This is a genomic window from Candidatus Villigracilis vicinus, assembly GCF_016702885.1.
GTDB classification, from domain to species: domain Bacteria; phylum Chloroflexota; class Anaerolineae; order Anaerolineales; family Villigracilaceae; genus Villigracilis; species Villigracilis vicinus.
Map to the genome: position 1 here is coordinate 1 of NZ_JADJDD010000006.1, position 21,627 is coordinate 21,627.

Annotated in this window: 21 protein-coding genes; 15 read left to right on the forward strand and 6 right to left on the reverse strand. The window is 50.8% G+C overall.

Annotation, left to right across the window (positions count from 1 at the left end; all coding sequences use genetic code 11):
- Positions 1-809: 6-bladed beta-propeller (locus IPG80_RS06065; protein ID WP_345103854.1), on the forward strand; the 809-nt coding region annotated here is incomplete at its 5' end.
- 135 nt (positions 810-944) lie between these two features.
- On the forward strand, positions 945-2,126 hold the full coding sequence (locus IPG80_RS06070; protein WP_345103857.1) for an MFS transporter: 1,182 nt from the start codon (positions 945-947) through the stop codon (positions 2,124-2,126).
- A 129-nt stretch (positions 2,127-2,255) separates the two neighbouring features.
- Here the strand turns inward: IPG80_RS06070 and IPG80_RS06075 are convergent, their stop codons facing one another.
- Genes IPG80_RS06075 through IPG80_RS06085 form a run of 3 tightly spaced genes read right to left on the reverse strand, consistent with a single transcriptional unit; the run spans position 2,256 to position 4,412 of the window.
- Positions 2,256-2,765 carry a nucleotide disphospho-sugar-binding domain-containing protein gene (locus IPG80_RS06075; protein WP_345103860.1) on the reverse strand — a complete coding sequence of 170 codons (510 nt, stop codon included), beginning with the start codon at positions 2,763-2,765 and terminating at the stop codon, positions 2,256-2,258.
- A 13-nt stretch (positions 2,766-2,778) separates the two neighbouring features.
- Positions 2,779-3,534 carry a glycosyltransferase gene (locus tag IPG80_RS06080; protein ID WP_345103862.1) on the reverse strand — a complete coding sequence of 252 codons (756 nt, stop codon included), beginning with the start codon at positions 3,532-3,534 and terminating at the stop codon, positions 2,779-2,781.
- A gap of 26 nt (positions 3,535-3,560) precedes the next feature.
- The gene (locus IPG80_RS06085) at positions 3,561-4,412 is read right to left on the reverse strand and encodes a methyltransferase domain-containing protein (RefSeq protein WP_345103864.1); all 852 of its coding nucleotides are present in this window, start codon (positions 4,410-4,412) and stop codon (positions 3,561-3,563) included.
- Positions 4,413-4,479: 67 nt separating this feature from the next.
- Here IPG80_RS06085 and IPG80_RS06090 point away from each other — a divergent pair, with 67 nt between their 5' ends.
- From IPG80_RS06090 to IPG80_RS06120, 7 genes are all read left to right on the forward strand, one after another.
- Positions 4,480-4,764 (forward strand): hypothetical protein, encoded by a 285-nt coding sequence (locus IPG80_RS06090; RefSeq protein WP_345103867.1) that lies wholly within the window; start codon positions 4,480-4,482, stop codon positions 4,762-4,764.
- Complete coding sequence (locus IPG80_RS06095) at positions 4,757-5,167, forward strand: type II toxin-antitoxin system VapC family toxin (RefSeq protein ID WP_345103870.1); 411 nt, start codon at positions 4,757-4,759, stop codon at positions 5,165-5,167. The genes IPG80_RS06090 and IPG80_RS06095 overlap by 8 nt, the downstream gene beginning before the upstream one ends.
- Positions 5,168-5,182: 15 nt before the next feature.
- Entirely contained in the window at positions 5,183-6,100 is a 918-nt protein-coding gene (locus tag IPG80_RS06100) for a R2-like ligand-binding oxidase (RefSeq protein WP_345103873.1), read from the forward strand.
- Positions 6,101-6,102: 2 nt separating this feature from the next.
- On the forward strand, positions 6,103-6,636 hold the full coding sequence (locus IPG80_RS06105; RefSeq protein WP_345103876.1) for an NUDIX hydrolase: 534 nt from the start codon (positions 6,103-6,105) through the stop codon (positions 6,634-6,636).
- Positions 6,637-6,641: 5 nt separating this feature from the next.
- A complete protein-coding gene (locus IPG80_RS06110) occupies positions 6,642-7,451 on the forward strand; it encodes a methyltransferase domain-containing protein (RefSeq protein ID WP_345103879.1) in 810 nt (269 codons plus the stop codon).
- Between the two features lie 197 nt (positions 7,452-7,648).
- Complete coding sequence (locus IPG80_RS06115; protein WP_345103882.1) at positions 7,649-8,575, forward strand: magnesium transporter CorA family protein; 927 nt, start codon at positions 7,649-7,651, stop codon at positions 8,573-8,575.
- Positions 8,576-8,594: 19 nt separating this feature from the next.
- Entirely contained in the window at positions 8,595-9,443 is an 849-nt protein-coding gene (locus tag IPG80_RS06120; RefSeq protein ID WP_345103886.1) for an SMP-30/gluconolactonase/LRE family protein, read from the forward strand.
- Between the two features lie 26 nt (positions 9,444-9,469).
- Here the strand turns inward: IPG80_RS06120 and IPG80_RS06125 are convergent, their stop codons facing one another.
- Both IPG80_RS06125 and IPG80_RS06130 read right to left on the reverse strand, forming a co-directional pair.
- Complete coding sequence (locus IPG80_RS06125) at positions 9,470-10,132, reverse strand: SprT family zinc-dependent metalloprotease (protein WP_345103888.1); 663 nt, start codon at positions 10,130-10,132, stop codon at positions 9,470-9,472.
- Complete coding sequence (locus IPG80_RS06130) at positions 10,129-11,109, reverse strand: D-glycerate dehydrogenase (protein ID WP_345103891.1); 981 nt, start codon at positions 11,107-11,109, stop codon at positions 10,129-10,131. Before IPG80_RS06130 ends, IPG80_RS06125 begins: the two co-directional genes overlap by 4 nt.
- 48 nt (positions 11,110-11,157) lie before the next feature.
- Between IPG80_RS06130 and IPG80_RS06135 the strand changes: the two genes are divergently transcribed.
- The gene (locus IPG80_RS06135) at positions 11,158-12,477 is read left to right on the forward strand and encodes a glycerate kinase (protein WP_345103894.1); all 1,320 of its coding nucleotides are present in this window, start codon (positions 11,158-11,160) and stop codon (positions 12,475-12,477) included.
- A 123-nt stretch (positions 12,478-12,600) separates the two neighbouring features.
- Positions 12,601-13,824, forward strand: a complete 1,224-nt coding sequence (locus IPG80_RS06140; protein ID WP_345103896.1) for an HD-GYP domain-containing protein — start codon at positions 12,601-12,603, stop codon at positions 13,822-13,824.
- 5 nt (positions 13,825-13,829) lie between these two features.
- Here the strand turns inward: IPG80_RS06140 and IPG80_RS06145 are convergent, their stop codons facing one another.
- Positions 13,830-16,004 (reverse strand): TIM-barrel domain-containing protein, encoded by a 2,175-nt coding sequence (locus tag IPG80_RS06145; RefSeq protein ID WP_345103899.1) that lies wholly within the window; start codon positions 16,002-16,004, stop codon positions 13,830-13,832.
- Positions 16,005-16,099: 95 nt separating this feature from the next.
- Here IPG80_RS06145 and IPG80_RS06150 point away from each other — a divergent pair, with 95 nt between their 5' ends.
- The 4 genes from IPG80_RS06150 (at position 16,100) to IPG80_RS06165 (ending at position 21,618) form a co-directional block, all read left to right on the forward strand.
- Complete coding sequence (locus IPG80_RS06150) at positions 16,100-17,119, forward strand: LacI family DNA-binding transcriptional regulator (RefSeq protein ID WP_345103901.1); 1,020 nt, start codon at positions 16,100-16,102, stop codon at positions 17,117-17,119.
- A 65-nt stretch (positions 17,120-17,184) separates the two neighbouring features.
- Positions 17,185-18,564 (forward strand): sugar ABC transporter substrate-binding protein, encoded by a 1,380-nt coding sequence (locus tag IPG80_RS06155; protein ID WP_345103904.1) that lies wholly within the window; start codon positions 17,185-17,187, stop codon positions 18,562-18,564.
- A gap of 147 nt (positions 18,565-18,711) precedes the next feature.
- Positions 18,712-20,382: a sugar ABC transporter permease gene (locus IPG80_RS06160; protein WP_345103907.1), complete on the forward strand. Its 1,671-nt coding sequence runs from the start codon at positions 18,712-18,714 to the stop codon at positions 20,380-20,382.
- 12 nt (positions 20,383-20,394) lie between these two features.
- Positions 20,395-21,618 carry a carbohydrate ABC transporter permease gene (locus IPG80_RS06165; RefSeq protein WP_345103910.1) on the forward strand — a complete coding sequence of 408 codons (1,224 nt, stop codon included), beginning with the start codon at positions 20,395-20,397 and terminating at the stop codon, positions 21,616-21,618.
- Positions 21,619-21,627 lie beyond the last annotated feature (9 nt).

Genomic DNA, 21,627 nt, shown 5'->3' on the forward strand with positions numbered 1-21,627 from the left:
TAACCATGACCCCTGAAAAACCTGTTGAGATCAAGATAACGACGGAAGGAATGAAGGATCCATATGGTGTTGCCGTTAATTCGCTCGGACAGATCTATGTCAGCGATATGGGCAGCAACCGCGTACTTGTTTTCGATGCCGAGGGCAACCTGTTGGCGAAGTGGGATAAGCAAGGCAGCGCGGCAGGCGAATTCAATACGATGGGCTTCGGCGGGCTGGCGATCGACACCAACGATAATGTCTTCGTGGTGGATAACGCCAACTTCCGCATTCAAAAGTTCGATAAAGACGGAAAATTCCTGACCCAATGGGGCAGCGAAGGGACGGATGATGGTCAGTTCGTGCGCGCTATTGGCATCGCGGTGGATGTGGAAGGCAATGTGTATGTCACCGATGACGGCAATCCCTTTGTGCAGAAGTTCGATAATAATGGCAAGTTCCTGATGAAGTTTGGCGGCGATGGTGAAGGCGATGGAAAATTCAAACATGCCACCGGCATTGCCGTTGACCCGCAAGGGATCATTTACGTTGCTGATTACGAAACCAAATTTGTTCAGAAGTTTGCTTCTGATGGGACCTTCCTCGTCTCCTGGAAGATGGGTACAGATATCAACATCAAAGGCACGCCGGAAGGTATCGCTGTGGATTCCGCAGGGAATGTCTATGTGACAGACTATGACCTTGGACGTGTTCAAGTTTTCGATGCCGAGGAAATCCCCTCCGGGCATTTGGCGATGAACATGTTTTGGATAACCCGTTTAGACGTCCCACGGCGATCGCGTTCGGAAATGGAAAGATGTATGTTGTAAGTCAATCGGGGAATAAGGTTTCGGTGATCGAACTGCCGTAAATACGTTTTTGGGGTATCTCGAAGCATGATACAGAAAGTGGTGAGTGGAATGTATAATCAGCCCGCTCACCACCTTTATTATTGGTAAATTACCTTGCCTACTTCCTTCTTCATCATCCTCGTTTCCGTTTTTGTAGACATGCTCGGCTATGGCATCATGCTGCCCTTGCTGCCTTTCTTTGTGCAGGCACAGGATGGCGGTGCTGCTATTGCAGGCGGTTTGATGTCGATGTATTCGACCATTCAACTCGTCTCGGGTCCCATCCTCGGCGCACTCTCTGACCGTTACGGGCGCAAACCCATTTTGTTGTTCTGTCTTTTGGGCACGGCGACTTCCTATCTGCTGCTTGGCTTGGCAAATTCGCTCCTCATCATTTTTCTGGCAGTCTTCATCGATGGTCTCACCGGCTCGAACTTGACTCTTGCTCATGCCTACGTGGCAGACACGACCAACGCTGAGAATCGTGCCAAGAGCATTAACTATTCTCAACTCGCTTTTGGATTGGGCATCATGGCCGGACCCATCCTCGGCGGCACCCTCAGTGGATTTGGTCTCAGTGTTCCGGCGCTCATCGCATCTTTCTTCGCCTTTGCCAACACCGCCTTCGGATTCTTTTTCCTCCCCGAATCATTATCTCCCGAACGCCGCGAGACCAGGCCGTTTTCACAAGTCTTTTCATGGGCGGGTCAATTCACCAGCATCTTCCGTCAGAAGAATATTCAAAATTTTCTAATCGTTCTCTTCTTACTCAACCTCGCCTTCGCCGGTTTGCAGACGAATTTTCCATTATTCTCCAATGCCCGCTTCGGTTGGACTCCTGCACAGAATAGTTACTTCTATTTATATGTCGGTTTGTGTGGGGTGATCGTGCAGGGTGTTTTATATGCCAAGTTGCAAGCGCGTTTTGGCGAAAGCAAACTCATCCCCGTGGGGCTCACTTGCATGGTGATCGGCTTGGCGGGTATGGCGTTCGTCCCCACGGCATGGATGATCTTCCCCGCTGTGGCTGTCGTTGCGCTTGGGACGGGCATCAGCATCCCGTCACTGACGGCGCTGGTCTCGTTGCGCGTCCCTGAGAATGAGCAAGGTCGCTTGATGGGCGGCAATCAGACCTTGCTGGCACTGACCAACATTTTTGGTCCAACGATTGCGGGCATCTCGTTCGATGTCATTGCCATCTCCGCGCCGTATTGGTTGGGGAGTTTGTTTTCAGCATTTGCCTTGGCTGTAGCTATTTTGGCATTGCGAAGAAATAATCCCGAAGGGATGGAATGATTCTAGACTAATTTGATTGGTCAAATAATCCCGAAGGGATGTCATTGGTTTGCAAAATTATGTCACCCCTTCGGGGTTTTCTTTTAACTTGACCTCGGTTTCTATAATCGTTTCACTCCTTCGGAGTTTTTACAGCAGTTTTCGGATCTGACTTACAGCGGCTTCAATGCCATCTTCTTTGTTTAGCGCGTCACGGATTGCCTTTGCTCTCGCGTTCATCTCTTTGTTGGTCAATGCTTCACTGATGGCTTCTGCCAAATTCTCTGCATTCAACTTTCGCTGTGGAATGGATAGCCCCACGCCAATTTTCTGAATCCGCTCACCCCAGAAGAATTGGTCAATAGCGAGGGGCATGGTAATGGTGGGAATGCCTGCATGCAAACTCGCGGACGTTGTCCCAGCGCCGCCGTGGTGGATGGCGACTTTGACGCGTTTGTACAGCCAGTCATGCGGGACGTATGCAATAGGGAAGATGTTCTTGGATTTGATCTCACGATGATATTTTTCTGGCAGGGTTAGCACGGCTTGGGCGTTCGCCATGTTCAACGCCTCTTCCAACATCGGCAAATATCCGCGCGTGCCTGGGCTGCCGAATCCGATGGCGATGGGGTTCTTTGCTGAGTCAATAAATCTCTGCACTCCTCCCAACTCATCAACTTGGCCACTCGTTTCTTGCCATTCGCCAATAACCCGTGATGACTTGCTTCTCATTCCAATCTCGTGGACGTGGCACGACAATTTCACTGAAGGCGTTGAGGGTGAGAGGTTGGTACGAGTCCGCTTTCAGAGTAGGGTCAAGTAGTTGAGCGGGAGCAAGCCCAAAGTCCGCGTGACGCGCGTGGTTTATTTCCGAGCGCCATGAAAGCCAAGTGGCTTGAGTCACAGCCCAATGCGAGAACCAGTTTCCGATCCCTGAAAGAGAAAAACGAAACGGCAAAAGTGCGGATGGAAATTCGCGAGTGGGCGTGAGTGGTTGCAAATTAGCGCGGATGGCGGGAATGCCCAAGCCTTCGGCGATGTGTGCGCCCCAAATGGTGGGCAAGCCGTGAATGAGCAGGTCGGAGCCGCGGCAGGCTTCGGCGGCGGTGTGCAGCATGTGACGATAGAGCGGACGGGCTTTGCGTAGAAATTCTTGCGTGGCTTGCAGTGACCGAATGGGATTTGTGCCAAGCGTCATCGGCGTGGAGTCGCCTTGCTCGATGAGTAGGTCAGTAGGGTTGCCGTCGAATGGAGAAAATGGGACGTGATGGTTTTTAATGAGATTCGCAAACCCCCGCGGCGCAGCAATGCGGACGTTGTACCCAGCTTCGATCAACCCTTTACCAAGGGCAATGTAGGGGAGGACGTCTCCGAGAGTGCCGCTGGTTAATAATGTAATTGTACATAGTGCCCGAGGGGTATTGACCATGCTTGTCCATCGTCTATGGTCTGCGGTCAATCGTCTATCTTTTCAAACACCATCATCCGATACTCAACCACCTTCATATACAAACACTGTTGCAAAGCCATGCTCCCCAACATGGATGGAACAATAGCATGTTTGATCGGAAGTTTCTCGCCGAGGAAGAGCAAGGTGCTGGCGAGAAAATCGGGCAGGTTGCGCAGGCGGAGATGAGGCGTGAGCTCGTCGTTCTTTTTGAGTTGAAGTCCGTACTTGTTGGCGAAGGCACTTGTTTGCTCCACACTACGTACACCGGGGACATACCAACCATCAATATAAGCGTCGAACCATTTTTCTTCGCTTGAATTGAATGAACGCGGAGATTTGTAATCGTCCACGAGAATGAGCTTGCCGCCTTTGCGCAGTAGACGTCCCGCTTCTTTGAAATATTTCTCAGGGTCAACCGCATGGCAGACAGCTTCAACAGAATAAACTGCGTCCAGTGATTCGCTTGGTAAGGGCACGGAAGTGAAATCCCCCTCGGCGAAGCGAATGTGGTCTTGCAAGCCGAGTTGACTTGCCGACTCTTGTGCCAGTCTGGCTTGCACAGGGCTGAGGGTTAATCCGAGAGCAGGGGCAGGATTTTGTAAACGCGGATAAATGTAGAACAGACTCGCGCCGACGCCACAGCCAAGGTCCGCGATGCGGGCGTTTGTTTGAGCGACAGATTCAATCTCCGCTTTGATGAGCGCGTTTGAGGTGTTGAGTGCGTCTTCAATACTTTTAGTGTTCTCCATCCACAAGGTGCGATGGATATTTTGCGCTTTTTTGTGACCGCTAAATTTTAAAAAGAGGTTGGTATTTTCATCGTAATAGGTGCGTACAGAGTCGGTGGTAATAGGCATGGTGGAATTATATCGTAGTAGGTAGGGTATAATATTGGTGCAAAGAGTAGTGCAAAAGGAGAGTGCAATGCGTGCCGTCAAAGAGAGAATGAACTTATATATCACCAAATCACTCATAGACGAACTAAAGAAAGCAGTCCCTGCCCGCGAGCGAACTCGCTTTGTAGAGGAAGTGTTGGCGCGGGAATTGCGTCGACGCAAATTACGCGAGGTCTTGAAGAAATCCTACGGCGCCTGGAAGGATGAGGATCATCCCGAGCTGGCAAGCTTTGAAGATGTTAACCGCTGGGTGGCAGAGGGACGAAAAAAATCCACGCGTGATTTTTCTGCCGAGTGGGGGCAGGATGAGTGATTACCTGATCGATACTAATATTTTGATTTTATATCTGCGTAAGACCGCGGGATATTATGAACTTTTAGATACACTTGCCGCAGATGACGCGCTATATATCTCAGCGATCACCCGCCTTGAAATTATTCGAGGTATGCGGGATAGGGAGCGCGAAGCTACGTTTGATATTCTTGACTCTCTTGAAACAATAGAAATTAACATTGAGATTGCAGACAAAGCTGGTGAATTAATCCGTACCTGGCGCACGAAAGGGGTTGTCTTGGAAGATGCAGATGCATTAATTGCCGCGAGTGCTTTGGAGCATAGTTTGGCACTCGTTACCACAAATTCAAAACATTTTCCTATGCCTGATTTAGTCGTCTATCAAGCCGATAATCAGGGTAAGTTAACTCTGCGCAAATAACCAAAAGGAGAAACCATGTCCCACACTTCGTTTGCCACCACCACCCGCGGACTGAATCGCGAACTGCCGCCGATGCGTTTGTATGAAAAAGCCAAGAAGCTTGGCATTTGGAATCCCTCAGACATTGATCTCGCAAAGGATAAACAGGATTGGGCAGGCTTTACGGATGAAGAGAAGGACCTGTGTCTGTTGCTCCTGTCCATGTTTGTGGCGGGTGAGGAGGCGGTGACGCTTGACCTGCTGCCGCTGATCCAAGCTATTGCGCAGGAAGGACGCATTGAAGAGGAAATGTATCTCACCACATTTCTATTCGAGGAAGCCAAGCACACTGATTTCTTCCGCCGCTTTATGGATGAAGTCGCCTTCCCCTCTCCTTTAGGAGAGGGGCTAGGGGTGAGGTCGGACTTAAGTCGTTATCACGGCGATAACTACCGCCAACTTTTCTACGAATCCCTGCCAGACGCGTTGAACGCGCTTCGCTCCGACCCGTCACCTGCCAGCCAGATACGGGCATCGGTTACCTACAACATGGTCGTCGAAGGCGTGTTGGCAGAGACGGGCTATCAAGCTTTCTTTACCATGTTGGAGCGTAACGATCTTTGCCCTGGCTTACGCAAAGGGATTTCGTTATTGAAGCAGGATGAGTCGCGTCATATTGCCTATGGGGTTTATCTTTTATCTCGCCTTATCGCGGAGCATCCGCAGGAATGGGATAATCTTCAAATGCAGATGAACATTTTGCTGCCCTCCGCCATCGGCGTAATCGGGGATGCCTTCGCGAGATATGAAGTTGTCCCTTTTGGCTTGAAAGAAGAAGACTTTGTCAACTACGCGATGAGTCAATTCAGCAAACGCTTCGAGCGATTGGAAAAAGCCAAGGGTGCGAGTTTGGACGAAATCAACCGTGTGGCGAGAGAGAACGAGGAAGCCTAAGCATGACGCTTATTCCCTGGAAGATCATCGATTCACGTCATCCCTTCCCAAAGTTTCGCATGGACAATTGCGAACTCCCGAACGGAAAACCGTATAAGGCATTTGTGTTGGAATTTGACTCGTGGGCGAATATCCTTGCGATCACGAAAAATAACGAAGTGGTGCTGGTGAAACAATACCGTCATGGAGTGCAGGAGATTTCGTTGGAATTACCCGGTGGCGTGGTGGACGATGGCGAAAGTCCGTTGGAGGGGGCGAAGCGTGAACTCTTGGAAGAGACGGGTTACAAGGCAGGGCAGATCATCGAGGTGGGTAAGTTCTATCCCAACCCGGCGATCCAGCAAAATACCTTGTACTGCTATCTCGCCACCGATGTGGAATGGGTGGGCGAGCAGGATCTGGATGAATCAGAAGAGATCGAAGTTGTGCTTGTGCCGTTGGATGAACTGATTGAGATGGTGCAACAAGGGAAGTTAATGCACGCCCTCAATATAGCGGCTTTGTTTCAAGCATTGGTCCATTTAAAAAGGATATAGTCTTTATGGAATACGACTTTGGTTTGACGGCACAAGATTACGCCAAACATCGCGCCGGATTTCCCGACGAATTTTTTGACCGTGTCTTTGCAGACGGGATCGTAAAACCTAACGCCTCTCTACTGGACCTCGGAACGGGTACTGGCACTCTCGCACGCGGATTCGCCGCCCGAGGCTGTTCGGTCATTGGCATGGATATTTCTGCGCAATTGCTTGAGCAGGCAAAAGACCTCAGCCTTCAACAAGGTTTGGGTGTCGAGTTTCGTTTGGGAAAAGCCGAAGAAACAGGGTTACCTGATGAAGCTTTTGATGTCGTCTCTGCCGGGCAATGCTGGCACTGGTTCGACCGTCCACGGGCGGCGCAGGAAGTGAAGCGTTTGCTCAAGCCGAGCGGCACGGTACTGATCGCTCACTTCGACTGGCTTCCTTTGCCTGGGAATGTTGTCGATCGAACGGAGAGGCTTATCCAAGCCTATAACCCAAAATGGTATGAACGCTTTGGGAACAAGAACGGCAGCTACCCTGATTGGTTTAGTGACTTGCGAGAAGCGGGCTTTGAGGATGTGACTTCGTTCTCATTCGACATGGATGTGCCCTACACTGCCGAAGCCTGGCGCGGACGTATCCGCGCGAGTGCCGGGGTGGGGGGCAGCCTTTCGGTGGAAGAGGTAATGAGATTCGACTCGGAGCTGAAGCAACTGCTTGAAGGGATGCAGCAGGCACAGGCTGAGTCAGAGGCGCGGGTTCGCTTCGCTTTATTCGTTCCGCATTGTGTATTTGTTATCCATGCACGCAAATCAAAACCCAATAATTAAAATGGTTGTGCAATTCCATCAACGGGCGTAAAATGGGCGCGGTCAAGAATCATGTATACAAGTGACGAAAGCGACTTAGGTTCTTCTGATAACAATCCGCCAAGTATATGCGGATGGAACCTGTTTAATATTCAAATAACTGTCACGTAGGTGCGCGGCAGCGCCTTTGCGTGACTATTTCACGCAAGGAGGCAGTCATGCTGAGTATCTACAAAAATACCGAGAGCGGGTTCGAAACGCTCGAAATGATCGCGAATGGTGCATGGGTCAATGTTGTAGACCCGAGCCCTGAAGAGATCGAAAAATTGGTCAACTGGGGGATGGATATGGACTATGTCAATTATTCTCTAGACCAGGATGAGATGCCTCGTATGGAACGCGATGAAGATTACACCTTCATCCTGCTTCGCATTCCTATTCATCAACCGGATAGTGATATTCCCTATAACACGGTGCCGCTTGGTATCATGATCCTGGGAAACAAGATCATCACGGTCTGCCGCTATGACAGCGATATTTTCAAATCGCTTACCAATGGCAAGTATAAGCAAATGAAGACCGGCAAGCGCTATCGCCTGACGTTGTACATCTTTCTTGAAACTGCAGCACGCTACCTCAATTTATTGCGTGAGATTAACCGCGCCACCGAATTGGTGGAAGATCGCTTGCAAAAATCCACTCAGAACCGCGAACTGCTGGAATTGCTCAAATATCAGAAAAGCCTGACATATTTTGCTACTGCATTACGCTCGAATGAAGTGATGATGGAACGCGTGCAGCGCACGCAACTCTTTAATTATTACGAAGAAGATCAGGACTTGCTTGAGGATGTGCTGACGGAAAACCAGCAAGCTATCCAAATGACGACCATCACCACCGAGATCCTTTCCAGCATGATGGATGCCTTCGCCTCGATAATTTCCAACAACCTGAACGTGGTCATGAAAGCCCTCGCCGCTCTCACCATTATTCTCAATGTGCCGACCATTGTCGCCTCATTTTATGGAATGAATGTCAACCTGCCTGGTGAAGGACATCCATTGGCATTCCTTACTGTTATTGGCTTGTCTTTGGGTCTCACCGCAATGGCGACCTACATTTTCTATAAACGGAATTGGTTCTAAGAACGCCAATGGAGGTCTTATGCAAGTAAAACTTATTGTTGAAGCCAGGGCTACATTGGGAGAAGGTCCCGCATGGGATGAGAAGACCCAGACCTTGTATTGGTTGGATATCCTTGAAAAACGTATCTATGCCGGGACAGAACTTCTCACCCAAGTGGATGAGTTTATCGGCTGCCTTGCCCCATGCAAGAACGGACATCTCATCCTTGGAAAACGCGCCTCTTTCGTGGAGTTCGACCCTGTTTCATCCCAGCAGACTGTCCTTGTAACTTTAGATGAATCTGCCACCAACCGCGTCAACGATGGCAAGTGTGATCCAGCCGGTCGCTTCCTGGCAGGTACGATGGATATGAACGAGAAAGACCCAACCGGTAGTTTTTATTCTTTCGACGGTGCCTCCACTCGCACCTTGTTCCGCGATGTGACCATCTCGAACGGCATGGCGTGGAGCCCAGACTATAAGACCTTTTATTACATCGATACGCCCACATGTGAAGTCCGTGCGTATGATTACGATGTGAATACTGGCGAAATTGCAAATCGTCGCCGTGCCTTTGAAGTCCCCAAGTCTCTTGGTTGGGCAGATGGCATGACCTCTGATGTTGAAGGCAATCTATGGATCGCCATGTGGGGTGGGGCGCAGGTCACACGCTGGGATCCACGCACCGGTCAATTGCTTGAGCAGATTTCCGTGCCCGCTTTGCAATCGTCCTGCCCGGTGTTTGGCGGAAAAGATCGCAATGAGTTATATGTCACATCTGCGCGAAAAGGCATGAGCGAAGCCGACTTAAATAAATACCCGCTCTCTGGCGGGCTGTTCAAGGTTGTGACAAAACATGAGGGGATGCCAACGTTCGAATTTGGATAAATCATAAGGGCGGGGTTTCCCCGCTCTTACAGATTTAACCTTTCACCATTTTCTTTTAGCCATTTGCGATGTTGCTTAAAATCAGGGCAAATGGACTCAACTAGTTTCCAAAAACGCGGGGAATGATCTTTCACTCTTAGGTGTGCCAATTCATGCAAGACAACATAATCGATCACATCCAGCGGTGCCATCACCAACCGCCAGGTAAAGTTGATGGTTCCGTTCGCGCTGCATGACCCCCAGCGTGTTTTTGCCGAATTCACCTTGACCTGCCGCGGGGAAAATCCATGCATGGCGGAGTAGCGTTGTATGCGTTCGGTAAATACTAGGAATGCCTGCTCTTTGTACCAACGGGTAAAAGCTGCTTCACCGCGTTCACGAGCAGAGACCGCCAGAGTGAAACCGCCATTAAATTTAAGCGCAGGTCGTTGCGGCGGGACGAGGAGCAATTCATATTCCTGCCCGAGCAGTAAGAACGCCTCGCCGTTCACATATTGTTTTTTGGGGTGTTGAACAACGGCTTTCAATTTCTCGCGTGAGCGGATGATCCACTCGGTTTTTTCGTGGATAAATTCTTCAATGTCACGTAAGGATGCCCGCTTCGGCGCACGGACGGTGAGACTACCGTCTCTTTCAATGATGAGTGCGATCGTGCGGCGTTTGGCACGGATGAGTCTGTCGATGTTCATTTATTATCGGTATATACTTCCGGGTTGATGCAATGCGGCAGGCGCTCGCCCTTAAGCCCGGCTATAAGATTATTTGCCGCAAGGCGTGCCATATCATCACGGGTTTTTTCACTGGCACTGCCAATGTGCGGAACGATCAAACAGTTCTCCAACGTAAGCAGGGGAGAAGTCATGGGAAGAGGCTCGGGGTCAGTGACATCCAGCGCGGCAGCAAATATCTGACTGGAAGTTAATGCCTGATATAGCGCCTCCTGATCCACCACCTGTCCGCGCGAAGTATTGACAAAGACCGCGTTGGGTTTCATCTTTGCCAGGAACTCCGCATTCACCATCTGCCGCGTGGACTGATTCAGCGGCGTATGCACCGAAACAAAATCTGACTGATGCAATAATTCATCCAGGCTGCTCACTGGTGTTGCCCCGAACTCTGGCGTTGCGTTCGGGCTGAAATAGATCACCCGCAAGCCAAACCCTGCGGCACGTTTCGCCACGGCACGCCCAATACGACCAAACCCCACCAACCCCAGTGTTTTGCCAGCAAGGTCAACCCCTAATAACATGGAAGCGCTCCATGTCTTCCATTTTCCTGCACGAAGATATCGCTCCGCTTCTGATACCCGCCGTGCGGCGGCGAGCAGCAAAGCGAAGGCAAGATCAGCCGTCGCATCGGTGAGGATGCCCGGCGTATTCCCAACCGGAATTCCGCGTGCGGTTGCATCAGGCACAACGATATTATCGAAACCCACTGCATGGTTGCTGACCACCTTCAATTGCGGTCCTGCCACATCCAGCACTTCGCCATCAATGCGGTCAGTGAGCAGGCATAGCAAGCCGTCCAGACCGCGAACTTTTTCGAGCAGCACTTCACGTGTGGGCGGCAGGTCGTCCTGCCAGATCTCAGCGTCGCAGAATTCGCGGACGAGATCCAAGCCTGCGTCTCGAATGATGCGCGTGACGAATACTTTGGGTTTTGTCATCCAGTTATCTCCTTCAGATGCGTTATCATACTATTACATCGGGTTCCTGTGAAAAAATTTTACACATCCACTTTGCAAAAACACCCGCGCGGCGATGATGTCGTCCGCATCCTTGCCGCTGCGATCGAAGCTGTGGAGCCGGGCAATGCAGTGCGCAGATTTGTTCAACACGACGGAAATGTTTTACGCATTGCCGATCAGCCCCATGTTCTTAATGAATTTGACCGGGTAAGGGTGCTCGGCTTGGGGAAAGCCACGCAAGCCATGGCAGGCGCGTTGTTAGAGATACTCGCGCCTCACCCCAGCCGCGGCTTGCTCATTCCAAAACAAACCTTTGCCGCCCCTGCCAGCGGATATGAAGTTTACGCGGGTGGGCATCCTGTGCCAACTCAAAACAGTGTGACCGCCGGAAACAAAGCTCACGCACTTGCCAGCAGCCTGACCGAACATGACTTGCTCATTTGCCTGATCTCCGGCGGTGGTTCGGCGTTGATGACGTCACCTCAACCAGGCTTGCAGCTTGAAGACCTGCAAGTGCTCACGAAGCTGCTGTTGGCTTGCGGTGCGCGTATAGATGAGATCAACACCTTGCGCCGCCACCTCGACCGCGTGAAGGGCGGTGGGGTTGCCAAGTCTGCGAACGGTGCGCAGATCGTCAGCCTGATCCTCTCTGATGTTGTCGGTAATCCGCTGGAAGCCATTGCTTCTGGTCCCACTTCACCTGACCCGTCTACCAAGGCGGATGCGCTGCACATCTTAAATAAGTATGATCTCGTTAAGGATGTCCCTGCTGCGATCTTGCATTATTTAGAAAGCACCCCCGAAACTCCAAAACCGAACGACCCGTTGTTCACACATGTACAGAATGTTTTGGTCGGCAGTAACTCGCTCGCCGCACATGCAGCCCTGGCGACAGCGAAATCACTTGGCTTTCAGACACACTTCCTTGGGGATACATGGCAGGGCGAAGCCCGTGAGGTTGCAAAAGAACTCTGTTCTTATTTCACACAAGCTTCCGCAGCTCCATTTTGTCTCATTGCTGGCGGCGAAACCACCGTTACCCTGCGTGGACGTGGGGTAGGCGGGCGCAATCAGGAGCTTGCTCTTGCTGCTGCCATAGAAATGAGTGACATGAAAAATGCCATGCTCCTCACCCTCGCCACCGATGGTGAGGATGGTCCTACGGATTCTGCAGGCGCCGTAGTAACAGGAGAAACCTTTCAATACGCCAAGCGCCTGGGACTTTCACCGGAATTGTTTTTGCAGGACAATAATTCATATTCTTTTTTTGATGAACTTCGAGACTTGTTAAAAATAGGTCCGACCGGAACGAATGTGAACGACCTGACTTTTTTGTTCAAGTTTTAGTAAAGCTGCTCTTTGATGAAAAATATCCTGAGATATTCCTGCGATAGTTACTTTATATCGAAATGATTTATACTCGCTTTTCATTATGAGTCTGAACTGAAAGCGATTCCGAAAAATCCCCGTATGCGTTTTTTATCTTTTCTTGCCTTGCCCAATGCCTCGCTAGGATTAAAAAGTATTCAGGAGTGGCGTGTTCATGTCCTGAAAGGCATCCTGCGCGGTGTTATTGTTCTTTGGGTGATTGCCCTGTTGGGTGGAGTTCGCAATGCATTGGTGACCTATCAAAATGAATCGGCTTCCACCCCAAATGCACGACTTTTACTCATTTTGGTTTTGACCGTTTATGCAGTGGCAACCTGGCTGCTTGCCTTTATTACGTTCAGCAAATCCGTTTCATACCATGCACAGGTTGGAGGGCTTCTTACCGCGATCTATCTGGTTGGGACTGTCGGTTTGTATTTTTCCTCTTTAAGTGGGGATGGGCGCATCATCATTTTTACATTCATCATACTTTCAGCGATATTCCTTGAACCGTTTTACGGATTTCTGGCATTTTGCATTGGTATGGCTACCATGATCTTAGTGGGCTGGCTGCAAGTGACGGGGATCGTGGTTGTGCCGCTGGCGCGGCAGGTAAATTCCACAGATACGGGCGCATGGGTGAGCGGCATCTCGGTCTTTTTATCGTTGAGCGTGGCGGTTTTGATCTCGGTCACATATTTGTTGCAAGTATTGGGATTAAATCTAAAGCGGTCTGTAGAGCAAGCCGAAGAACTTGCCCAGGCGTATGACGTCACATTAGAGGGATGGGCGCGTGCGCTGGAGTTGCGCGACGAATTGACAGAAGGTCATACCCGCCGCGTGACCGAAATGACCTTGAAACTTGCGCGGCTATTAAAACTATCTGACGCTGACCTGGTACAGATCCGGCGTGGAGCTTTTTTGCACGACATCGGCAAAATGGGCATCCCGGATGCCATTTTGCATAAACCTGGTCCACTGACCGATGAAGAACGTAACATCATAGAACAACACACGCAATATGCATATGACATGCTATCCAAGATCCCCTTTTTGCAAGACGCCATAGATATTCCATATTGCCACCATGAACATTGGGATGGACATGGTTATCCGCGTGGTTTGAAGGGGGAGGGGATTCCGCTTTTTGCGCGCATCTTTGCCGTGGTGGATGTTTGGGACGCGCTTACCTCAGACCGTCCTTATCGGCGGGCATGGAAAAAAGCCGAGGCGCGTCAATACATCCTTGACCGTGCCGGTACGCAGTTTGACCCGCGCATGGTGGAAGTTTTTCTTTTATTTATCAATAACGAAGAAGACGTCTAACCAGATCAACCCTTTTCAAAAATGACCTCGATCCATTCACAGGTTTCAGTTTGCTGCAGTTTAAGCGTGATCTGGTCTGTGAATATGAGGTCTGCCTCGGTCGTGGTCCCATTGAGACCATGTTCAACGACCTTCGCGCGCTTGTTTTTGTTCTTTAGTGTGCAGCGCCCGCTACCCCAAAAAACGATTCCAATATGATCTGACTCTGCGATATCTTCATTATCCAGTGCTGCGACAACAAGCGTGACGTTGGTTTGTACAGTGTCTTTGTACCCATTTGGCGTCGACTTGCCGTCGAACTGATGTGTTCGCAGGGCAAGTAGGACCGTCTTACCGTTTTCGACTCGTTCCCAGGAGGGAGCCAGCCCCGCCCGGATTCCCTGCCATTTGGCATGGAGCGGTTTGGTAGAGAAGAACGCCTCTTTCCTAACGAGGGAGCTGAGTCCATTAAATTTGGCAATGTGCTTTGCTGATGGTTTTTCCCCGTTCTCGTCGCCGTCAAAACAGTGGAGCGAGCCGAGACTGCCCGAAGCAACCGTGTCAAACCAGATGTCGATGGCGGAGTCCCAATCGTAGCCGGATGAGCTGTAGGTGGGCATGCCCAATTCACCGCACAGACTGCTGAAGAAGACACGGCGGTTGGTTTCAAGGTCGTAATCGCCAATGCAGTAGACAAGGTCGTCGGGGCTGTGTAGGTCGTAGTGATCGATGAGCAGGGGAGAAAGACCATAGTACATGATGACGAGGTCAGGGTTCTCTTCTTTCATCGCACCCACAATGACCTCCAAGCCTTTTTGCAAGAGGCGTTCTCCGGCGAAGGACATATCTTGCGGGGCGGCAACATCGAGCGAGGGCAGCTCATATCCGAAGTCGAATTTGATCAGGTCGGGTTGGTAGCGGCGGATGAATTCTTTGGCACGTTTACGTAGTACTTCCTGCACTTTGGGCTGGGTCATATCGAAGATGCCGTAATGTGAGGTTTGGTGGTCGAGCCAGAGTGTTTTGCCTTCGTGTGTTTGTAGCAAGTGCGATTCGTCCAAGCCAAGTGCGGCAGGGTTTTGACAGCGTAGGAACGCCGCCCACAAACCGATGTTGTAGCCTTGAGCACGGATGTCTTTTAGCAGGCGTTCGAAATTTGGGAAGCGCTCAGCATCATGTTTGAGTTCGCCGTGTACGCCTTCCCATTTGTCGTCGATGACGAAGGTCCTGGCTTGCATACCGGAGTGTTGGAGCTTGTTGAAAATATCGCGCACGAGGTCTTCGGTCAATTGCTCGGACGGCAGTGCCAGAGCAGACTCCACGCCCCATGTATTGTATTGCGGGGCAAGTAGAACCGCTTTCTTTTTGGGCGAGAGTTTTTTTTCTTTCGGAGTAATTACTTTTTCGCGTTGAAGGATTTTGTAATAGCTGCGGATGGCTTCGTGGTAATTTTCGCCGAAGGTGATGAAGAAATTAAAGCCGAGTTTATCGGGCTTGTGTTTCCATAGGTCGCAGCGCAGGTTGAGGATGGGGCTAATACCGATCTCGCGGATTTCCAACCGAAAGTCGCCTTGCGGTAGCTCGGCGAGACCCCAGCAGGCAGCCTGGGTCTGAAGCTCTTTTGCGCCGATGGCGTTCCAGCGGTCGGAGGTGTTGAAGGTGCAGAAGTAATGTGCTGGCAGTCCCCATTGCTGTGTCAGCCCGGGTCCACGCATGGCGCCGGAGCCCAGGATGGTAGTGGTGGCGAGGCGCGAATGTAGATCTACGACGGGGTTGATGTTCGTGCTCATGCACAAACCAGGTATGACTGCATAATGGCTGTACATAGAGGGTTTGTACGAAGCACCGTCTTTTTCAGGGAAGTAGATAATTTGGGCAATATCCACGGCTTCAGGGGAAGTTAGGCGAAGCGGTTCGAGGGAGATGAAGTCTGAGTGAAAGGACCAACTTACCGTTAAGGAAGAGGCGGGGTTTTGTCCACGGTAGGTGATGGAGATGCGTGAATTTTCAATGTGGCAGGTGGGTGTTGAAAAGTCGAGTTGGGTAGGGGAGGTAAGGAGCAGAGGGCAATGCCGGGCGCGTGAGATGAGGCGTTGATTTATGTCGTATAGGCAAAAGATATCTGTTTCGGAGTTCCACTCCCAGGTGTAGTTTGGGGAAATTGCTTGAATTACGGGGAGATCGGCATTAATTTTTACCATCAAAACACCTCAATATGGTTTTTGCCTACTTGACAAAGGCATTATCTTCTTGTAGACTCATGTTACCGTTCACGTGACCGGTAACATTATACCAAATGGCTCCTAATCGTCCGACTATACGTGATGTTGCTCGCCAAGCTGGTGTTTCTCACCAAACTGTTTCACGCGTCATCAATGGCAGTGAAGAGGTTTTGCCAGAGACCCGTGCCGTGGTTGAGGCTGCAATTGAGCAGTTGGGCTATCGCCCGAGTGCGATTGCCCGGTCTATGGCGCGCGGTTCGACTCATACACTTGCCATTATTTCCCCAAATCTTACAGACTATACCTTTGCTAGTGTCATTGAAGGCGCTGAAGTGGAAGCCCGTCAGCATAATTATTTTGTGTTGTCTTCCTCGGCTTCAGACGTGCAGGCCTTTCAGGGGTTGGTGGATGAGTTGGTTGGGCATCGCCGAGTGGATGGTTTGATCGTGATCAATCCATATGCGGATGAGCGGTATGAGTTTTTGCCGAAAGATTTCCCTGTGGTTTTCGTGGGGGCGCGTTCGCATGACGAGAATGTGTGCTCGATCTCGTTGGATGACCAAAAAGTGGCTTATGAAGCCACACAGCATTTGATCTCACTAAGTCATAAGCGCATTGCGTTAGTAACGGGACCCATGGAAGAAGATTGTTCACAAGACCGCTTGGAAGGGTTTCAGCGTGCCCTGAAAGAATCTGGAATCTCGTTTGACCAGTCTTTGGTATTTGAAGGGGATTGGTCGGCTTCTTCTGGCAGCGAAGCCTTGATGGATTTTGTTCGGAAGGGAAATTTGCCGACGGCTGTCTTTGCCCAGAACGATCGCATGGCAATGGGCGTAATGCGTGCCGCACGGGATGCAAACCTAAAAGTACCAGATCAACTCTCTGTCATCGGTGTGGACGATATGCCTTTGTCTTCTTATTTTGACCCGCCTCTGACGACCATGCGGCAGGATATGCCCCTGATTGGGCAGGAAGCCATCCGTAAGTTGATCGATATTATTCAAAACAAGACCGTTGAGCAAACCGTGCTTAAGTTACCCGCTCAATTGGTTGTACGCCAGTCTACTGTTAAAGGAGGTGATTCAACCTCGTAATACTTTTATTGCAATCCGCCTGATCGTACGATGATTTGTTCGTCTAATTCCAAGGAGAAGAATAAATGAAAAAGAATTTGCTCGTGAAGATCATGGGCTTGCTCGTTATAGCCTCTTTTGTTTTGGCTGCATGCGGATCCCCTGCTGCAACCGAAGCGCCAGCGGTGACAGAAGCCCCAGCGGCAACTGAAGCTTCCGCCACCGAAGCATCGAGCGCTGATGTTGCTTTGCGCTGGCGCACACGCCCAGACAATCAGGAAGAGATTGACGTTTACAGCAAGATCAGTACAGAACTTGATGCTCAGCTTGATGGTATCACATTAACCTATGAACCCGGTGGTTCCGAAGGTGCGAACTACCAGGATCAACTCCGCGCTGAAATTGCAGCCGGCACCGCTCCTGATGTATTCTGGATCCCCGGAACCGATGTGGCTGATTTCGCCACCCGTGGTTTGATCCTCAATGCTGGTGATCTCGCTTCAGCCACCGATGGTTACACTGCTGCAGATTTCTATGAAGGTCCGATGTACCACCTGACCTACAACCCCGAAACCGGTGCAACTGGTGACGGCTCTGGTGCAGTTTGGGGTCTTCCTCGCGATGTATCCACCTTCGCCCTGTACCTTAACCTTGACCTGATCGCTGAAGCCGGCGCTGCTGATCCTCGCGAACTGGCGAAGAACGGTGAATGGAACTGGGAATCCTTCCTCGAAGTGTCTCAGGCTACCCGCGCTCTCGGTTCGGACATCTATGGCTATGGTGCCTCTGCTTGGTGGGGTCCTTACGGTGTCTGGCTGAATGCCTCTGGCGGTGGTTTCTTCACTGAAGACCGCGCTGCTTGTAACCTCAATAGCGCTGAATCTCTTGCTGGTCTCGATTTCCAACGCTCACTTTATCAAGACTATGACGTTGCTGTACCTTACGGCGAAGATCCCGAACCGGGATTCCGCGCTGGCAAGGTTGCCATGTTCCAGAACGGCCGCTGGGCTACTCCGGGCGTCCGCACTGTGGACTTCAACTGGGACGTTGTTGAACTGCCTGCTGGTCCTAACGGAACCCCTGGCAACTGGCTGTTCTGGGGCGCGTATGTGATCAACGCCAATACCGAACATCCTGAAGAAGCTTGGGCTCTCGTTCAGGCTCTCACCACTGCTGAAACCCAGGGCAAGGTCGCTGCTCTCGGCGCGAACATCCCCAGCCGCGTAAGCCAGGAAGCGCTTGACGCTTTCCTCACCTTCACACCGCCTGCCAACAACCAGGCATTCTTGAACGGCATCGATCCTTCCGCTGCTCCGACCGCTGAAGGTCCGTTGTGGGCTGGCTCCTGGCCTGAGTTCGACAAGATCATGGGTCCCGCCATCCAAGGCGTGTTGACCGGCTCCACCACCGTGGACGATTTTGGCGCCACGATCTGTGACGAAGCCAACAAAGCTTTCAATCAATAAGTAATACTGTATGACCTGTGGGGCAGGCAATACCTTGCCTGCCCCACTTTGCCAGATATACAAAGAAATCCCAAAGACTCAAACTATTTTGCGCTTTTGTGATTTTTTTGTAAACGCACTGACGCCCAATTTCACGGAGATGAGAATATGACGGCTCAATCACGGATAGACGCTCAGACGAATTTGATTCTGCGCATCCATGCTGTATGGCGTGGTGTGGCTGCCTTACTGGCAGCAATTTCCATTGGGGTAATCTGGCAGGGAATGGCAGAAACACCCTTATGGCAAAAAATTCTATATTCGCTGGTCGGTGTTTTGGTCATGGTTTTCAGCGGATACGGAGCCTATCAGATCTCGAAGCGGAGTCATGCGGGTCGTATGACCTCCCTGACACTTGACTACCTCGGATTTGTAGTTTGCTTTGTGTTTGCTTTGAATGTGGGTGAGTTTTTCGTTGGCATTGATGCCCTTGGTGAAAATTTTGGGAAGGGCATTCCTTATCTTGGTATTACGGCATTGGGATATTTCCTTGGCATATTGGAGGAGTATTTCCCAACCAGGAACAAGGATACTGAAAACAGCCTCAAGACAGTCAGCAAGTGGGTGATGTTGGGCGGCTTCGTGCTTTTCCTCTGGCAGGTGAATGCACTCAATGGCATTATTTATTTCTTTGGGAAGCTTGCCCAGCCCGGTGGAATCGTAGCAGTGATTGGGTTGGTGGTCTTTGGGCTTTCACTCTGGTCCATGAGTCAAACGAATATTGCGCAGGCGTTGAACGTTAAGACCGGGCATGAACAGATTATTAACGGCTGGTTGTTCCTTTCGCCAAATTTACTGGGCTTTCTCATCTTCTTTGCGGGACCGTTATTGCTTTCGTTCTATTTTTCCTTCACCGACTCGGATGCCATCCGCACGCCAAACTGGGTTGGCTTCGAAAATTATGCCAAGATCCTAAACATCAAATTTGTGACCCTCGACTCCCCCGATCAATTCGCCCGTGACGTTGTGGATATCAAAGTCTATGACGAAGTGGGGCGCTTCACGTATGGTGACACGGGAATCCTATTTGCAGCGGAAGATAAATTCTTCTGGCTCGCGCTTCGCAACACCCTGACCTTTGTGCTGTTCGCTGTTCCTCTGAGCGTGATTCCCGCTTTGGTCTTATCGAACATTCTCAATAGCAAATTGCCCGGTATGAAGTTCTATCGTGCCGTGTACTTTATGCCCAGTATTGCAGCGGTCGTTGGTATCTCCCTTGTTTGGCAGTGGTTATACAACGCGACGATTGGGTACATCAACTATTTCATCACATTAGGCATTGAGTTTTGGAATAATCTATTCAATGTCGCTGTTGTGGACCCAAAGATCCAATGGGTTTCTGATGAAAATACCGCGCTCTTTGCCATCATTATCATTGCCGCCTGGCAGACGATGGGCTTTAATACCGTGCTTTTCCTTGCGGGATTGCAGAACATTCCCGGTGAGTTGTACGAAGCCGCCACTGTAGACGGTGCTGGAGCTTGGGATAAGTTTTGGAGCATTACCCTCCCCATGCTCGCACCCACGACCTTCTACGTCGTGTCCACGACCACCATTCAAGCCATGCAGGTCTTTGAGCAGGTCTTTATCCTCATGAACCCGGCGGAAGGACCCAATAACTCGACCATCACGTTGGTCTTGTACTTGTATCGTTCCGGCTTCCAGAACTTCCAACAGGGCTATGCCTCAGCAATTGCGTGGGTGCTCTTTATCGTCATCTTCGGTCTGACAATCATCCAATTCCAACGCCAGCGCCGTTCCAGCATTTACGAAAGCTAAGAGGAGACCAACATGAACATGAAATCCTATCGTTTCGTTCGTTTCCTGAGCAACTTCGGCGTGTACTTCGTGCTGACATTCTTCGCGATCGTCATGTTGTTCCCGTTCTTCTACATGCTTTCCACCTCCTTCAAGATCCCCGCAGATACCTTCCGTTACCCGCCGCGTATGTTGCCGCGTGACCCCGTTACGATCCAGGTGGAAGGATATGCAGAGCCGCTTCCGCTTTACTTTGTGGAAGTGGATGGTGTCCGCAAGGAATATGCACTTTCCAAAAGCAATATCAAAGTTGGCATCTATGCACCCGCTGACGACCTGACCAATACCGTTGAGCGTTTTATCAGCGAGGTCAAGCCAACTGGCGGCGTGATGAATCAACAAAAGGTCACCGTCAATGGGGAAGAGGTCAAACTCTTTGACGTCGAAGTGGATGGACAGGTCGTCCCGATGATCCTCGTCGAGCAGACCACCGTTGGAGAGTTCATTGACCCGCAAAATCCTGAGTCTGAACCGATCTTCCAAAATGTGCGCTTGAGCGAGCCGGTTGAAGATATTAGTTGGCATCCTGAAAACTATAAGGAAGTCATCGAATTGAACAACCTTGGGCGTGCCCTTACCAACACCACATTGGTCACAGTCTTGGTGGTGCTCGGGCAGCTGGTTACTTCGGTCTTTGGCGGTTATGCTTTTGCACGCCTCAAATTCCCCGGGCGTGATACGGTCTTCGTCTTTTATCTTGGCACCATCATGATTCCTTTCGTGATGCTTATCGTGCCGCTTTATCAACTGATGGTGCTCATCGGCTGGACTGACCGCCTCGCCTCGCTTATCATCCCGTGGATATTCACCGCCTACGGAACCTTCCTCATGCGTCAGCATTTCATCACCTTCCCCAAGGAGATCGAAGAAGCCGCATTGCTGGATGGTGCCTCACGCTTTGCGATTCTCAAAGACATCATCATCCCCGCCTCGGTCCCCGCTCTTGCCACGCAAGCGACCTTTACTTTTCTCTACGCCTGGAACTCGTTCATCTGGCCGCTGGTCATCATCAACGTTGGTAATGAGAAGAATCACGTCCTCACCCTCGCCCTCAACGTGCTGCGCGGACGTGCCTCAGACACGCCCAATCTCATCCTTGCGGGTGCGGCGATTGCCATCGTCCCGCCGTTGATCGTCTTCATCCTCGGTCAGCGTTTCTTTGTAGAAAGCGTAGCGGGAAGCGGCGTCAAAGGATAATTCAAAAGA

Coding starts and splice junctions, on each gene's coding strand:
- IPG80_RS06115 (WP_345103882.1), top strand. CDS start 7,649: ATGCTGAGTATCTACAAAAATACCGAGAGCGGGTTCGAAACGCTCGAA.
- IPG80_RS06085 (WP_345103864.1), bottom strand. CDS start 4,412: ATGCCTATTACCACCGACTCTGTACGCACCTATTACGATGAAAATACC.
- IPG80_RS06150 (WP_345103901.1), top strand. CDS start 16,100: ATGGCTCCTAATCGTCCGACTATACGTGATGTTGCTCGCCAAGCTGGT.
- IPG80_RS06090 (WP_345103867.1), top strand. CDS start 4,480: ATGCGTGCCGTCAAAGAGAGAATGAACTTATATATCACCAAATCACTC.
- IPG80_RS06130 (WP_345103891.1), bottom strand. CDS start 11,109: ATGACAAAACCCAAAGTATTCGTCACGCGCATCATTCGAGACGCAGGC.
- IPG80_RS06165 (WP_345103910.1), top strand. CDS start 20,395: ATGAACATGAAATCCTATCGTTTCGTTCGTTTCCTGAGCAACTTCGGC.
- IPG80_RS06155 (WP_345103904.1), top strand. CDS start 17,185: ATGAAAAAGAATTTGCTCGTGAAGATCATGGGCTTGCTCGTTATAGCC.
- IPG80_RS06145 (WP_345103899.1), bottom strand. CDS start 16,004: ATGGTAAAAATTAATGCCGATCTCCCCGTAATTCAAGCAATTTCCCCA.
- IPG80_RS06080 (WP_345103862.1), bottom strand. CDS start 3,534: ATGGTCAATACCCCTCGGGCACTATGTACAATTACATTATTAACCAGC.
- IPG80_RS06110 (WP_345103879.1), top strand. CDS start 6,642: ATGGAATACGACTTTGGTTTGACGGCACAAGATTACGCCAAACATCGC.
- IPG80_RS06160 (WP_345103907.1), top strand. CDS start 18,712: ATGACGGCTCAATCACGGATAGACGCTCAGACGAATTTGATTCTGCGC.
- IPG80_RS06140 (WP_345103896.1), top strand. CDS start 12,601: ATGCGTTTTTTATCTTTTCTTGCCTTGCCCAATGCCTCGCTAGGATTA.
- IPG80_RS06100 (WP_345103873.1), top strand. CDS start 5,183: ATGTCCCACACTTCGTTTGCCACCACCACCCGCGGACTGAATCGCGAA.
- IPG80_RS06105 (WP_345103876.1), top strand. CDS start 6,103: ATGACGCTTATTCCCTGGAAGATCATCGATTCACGTCATCCCTTCCCA.
- IPG80_RS06120 (WP_345103886.1), top strand. CDS start 8,595: ATGCAAGTAAAACTTATTGTTGAAGCCAGGGCTACATTGGGAGAAGGT.
- IPG80_RS06095 (WP_345103870.1), top strand. CDS start 4,757: ATGAGTGATTACCTGATCGATACTAATATTTTGATTTTATATCTGCGT.
- IPG80_RS06125 (WP_345103888.1), bottom strand. CDS start 10,132: ATGAACATCGACAGACTCATCCGTGCCAAACGCCGCACGATCGCACTC.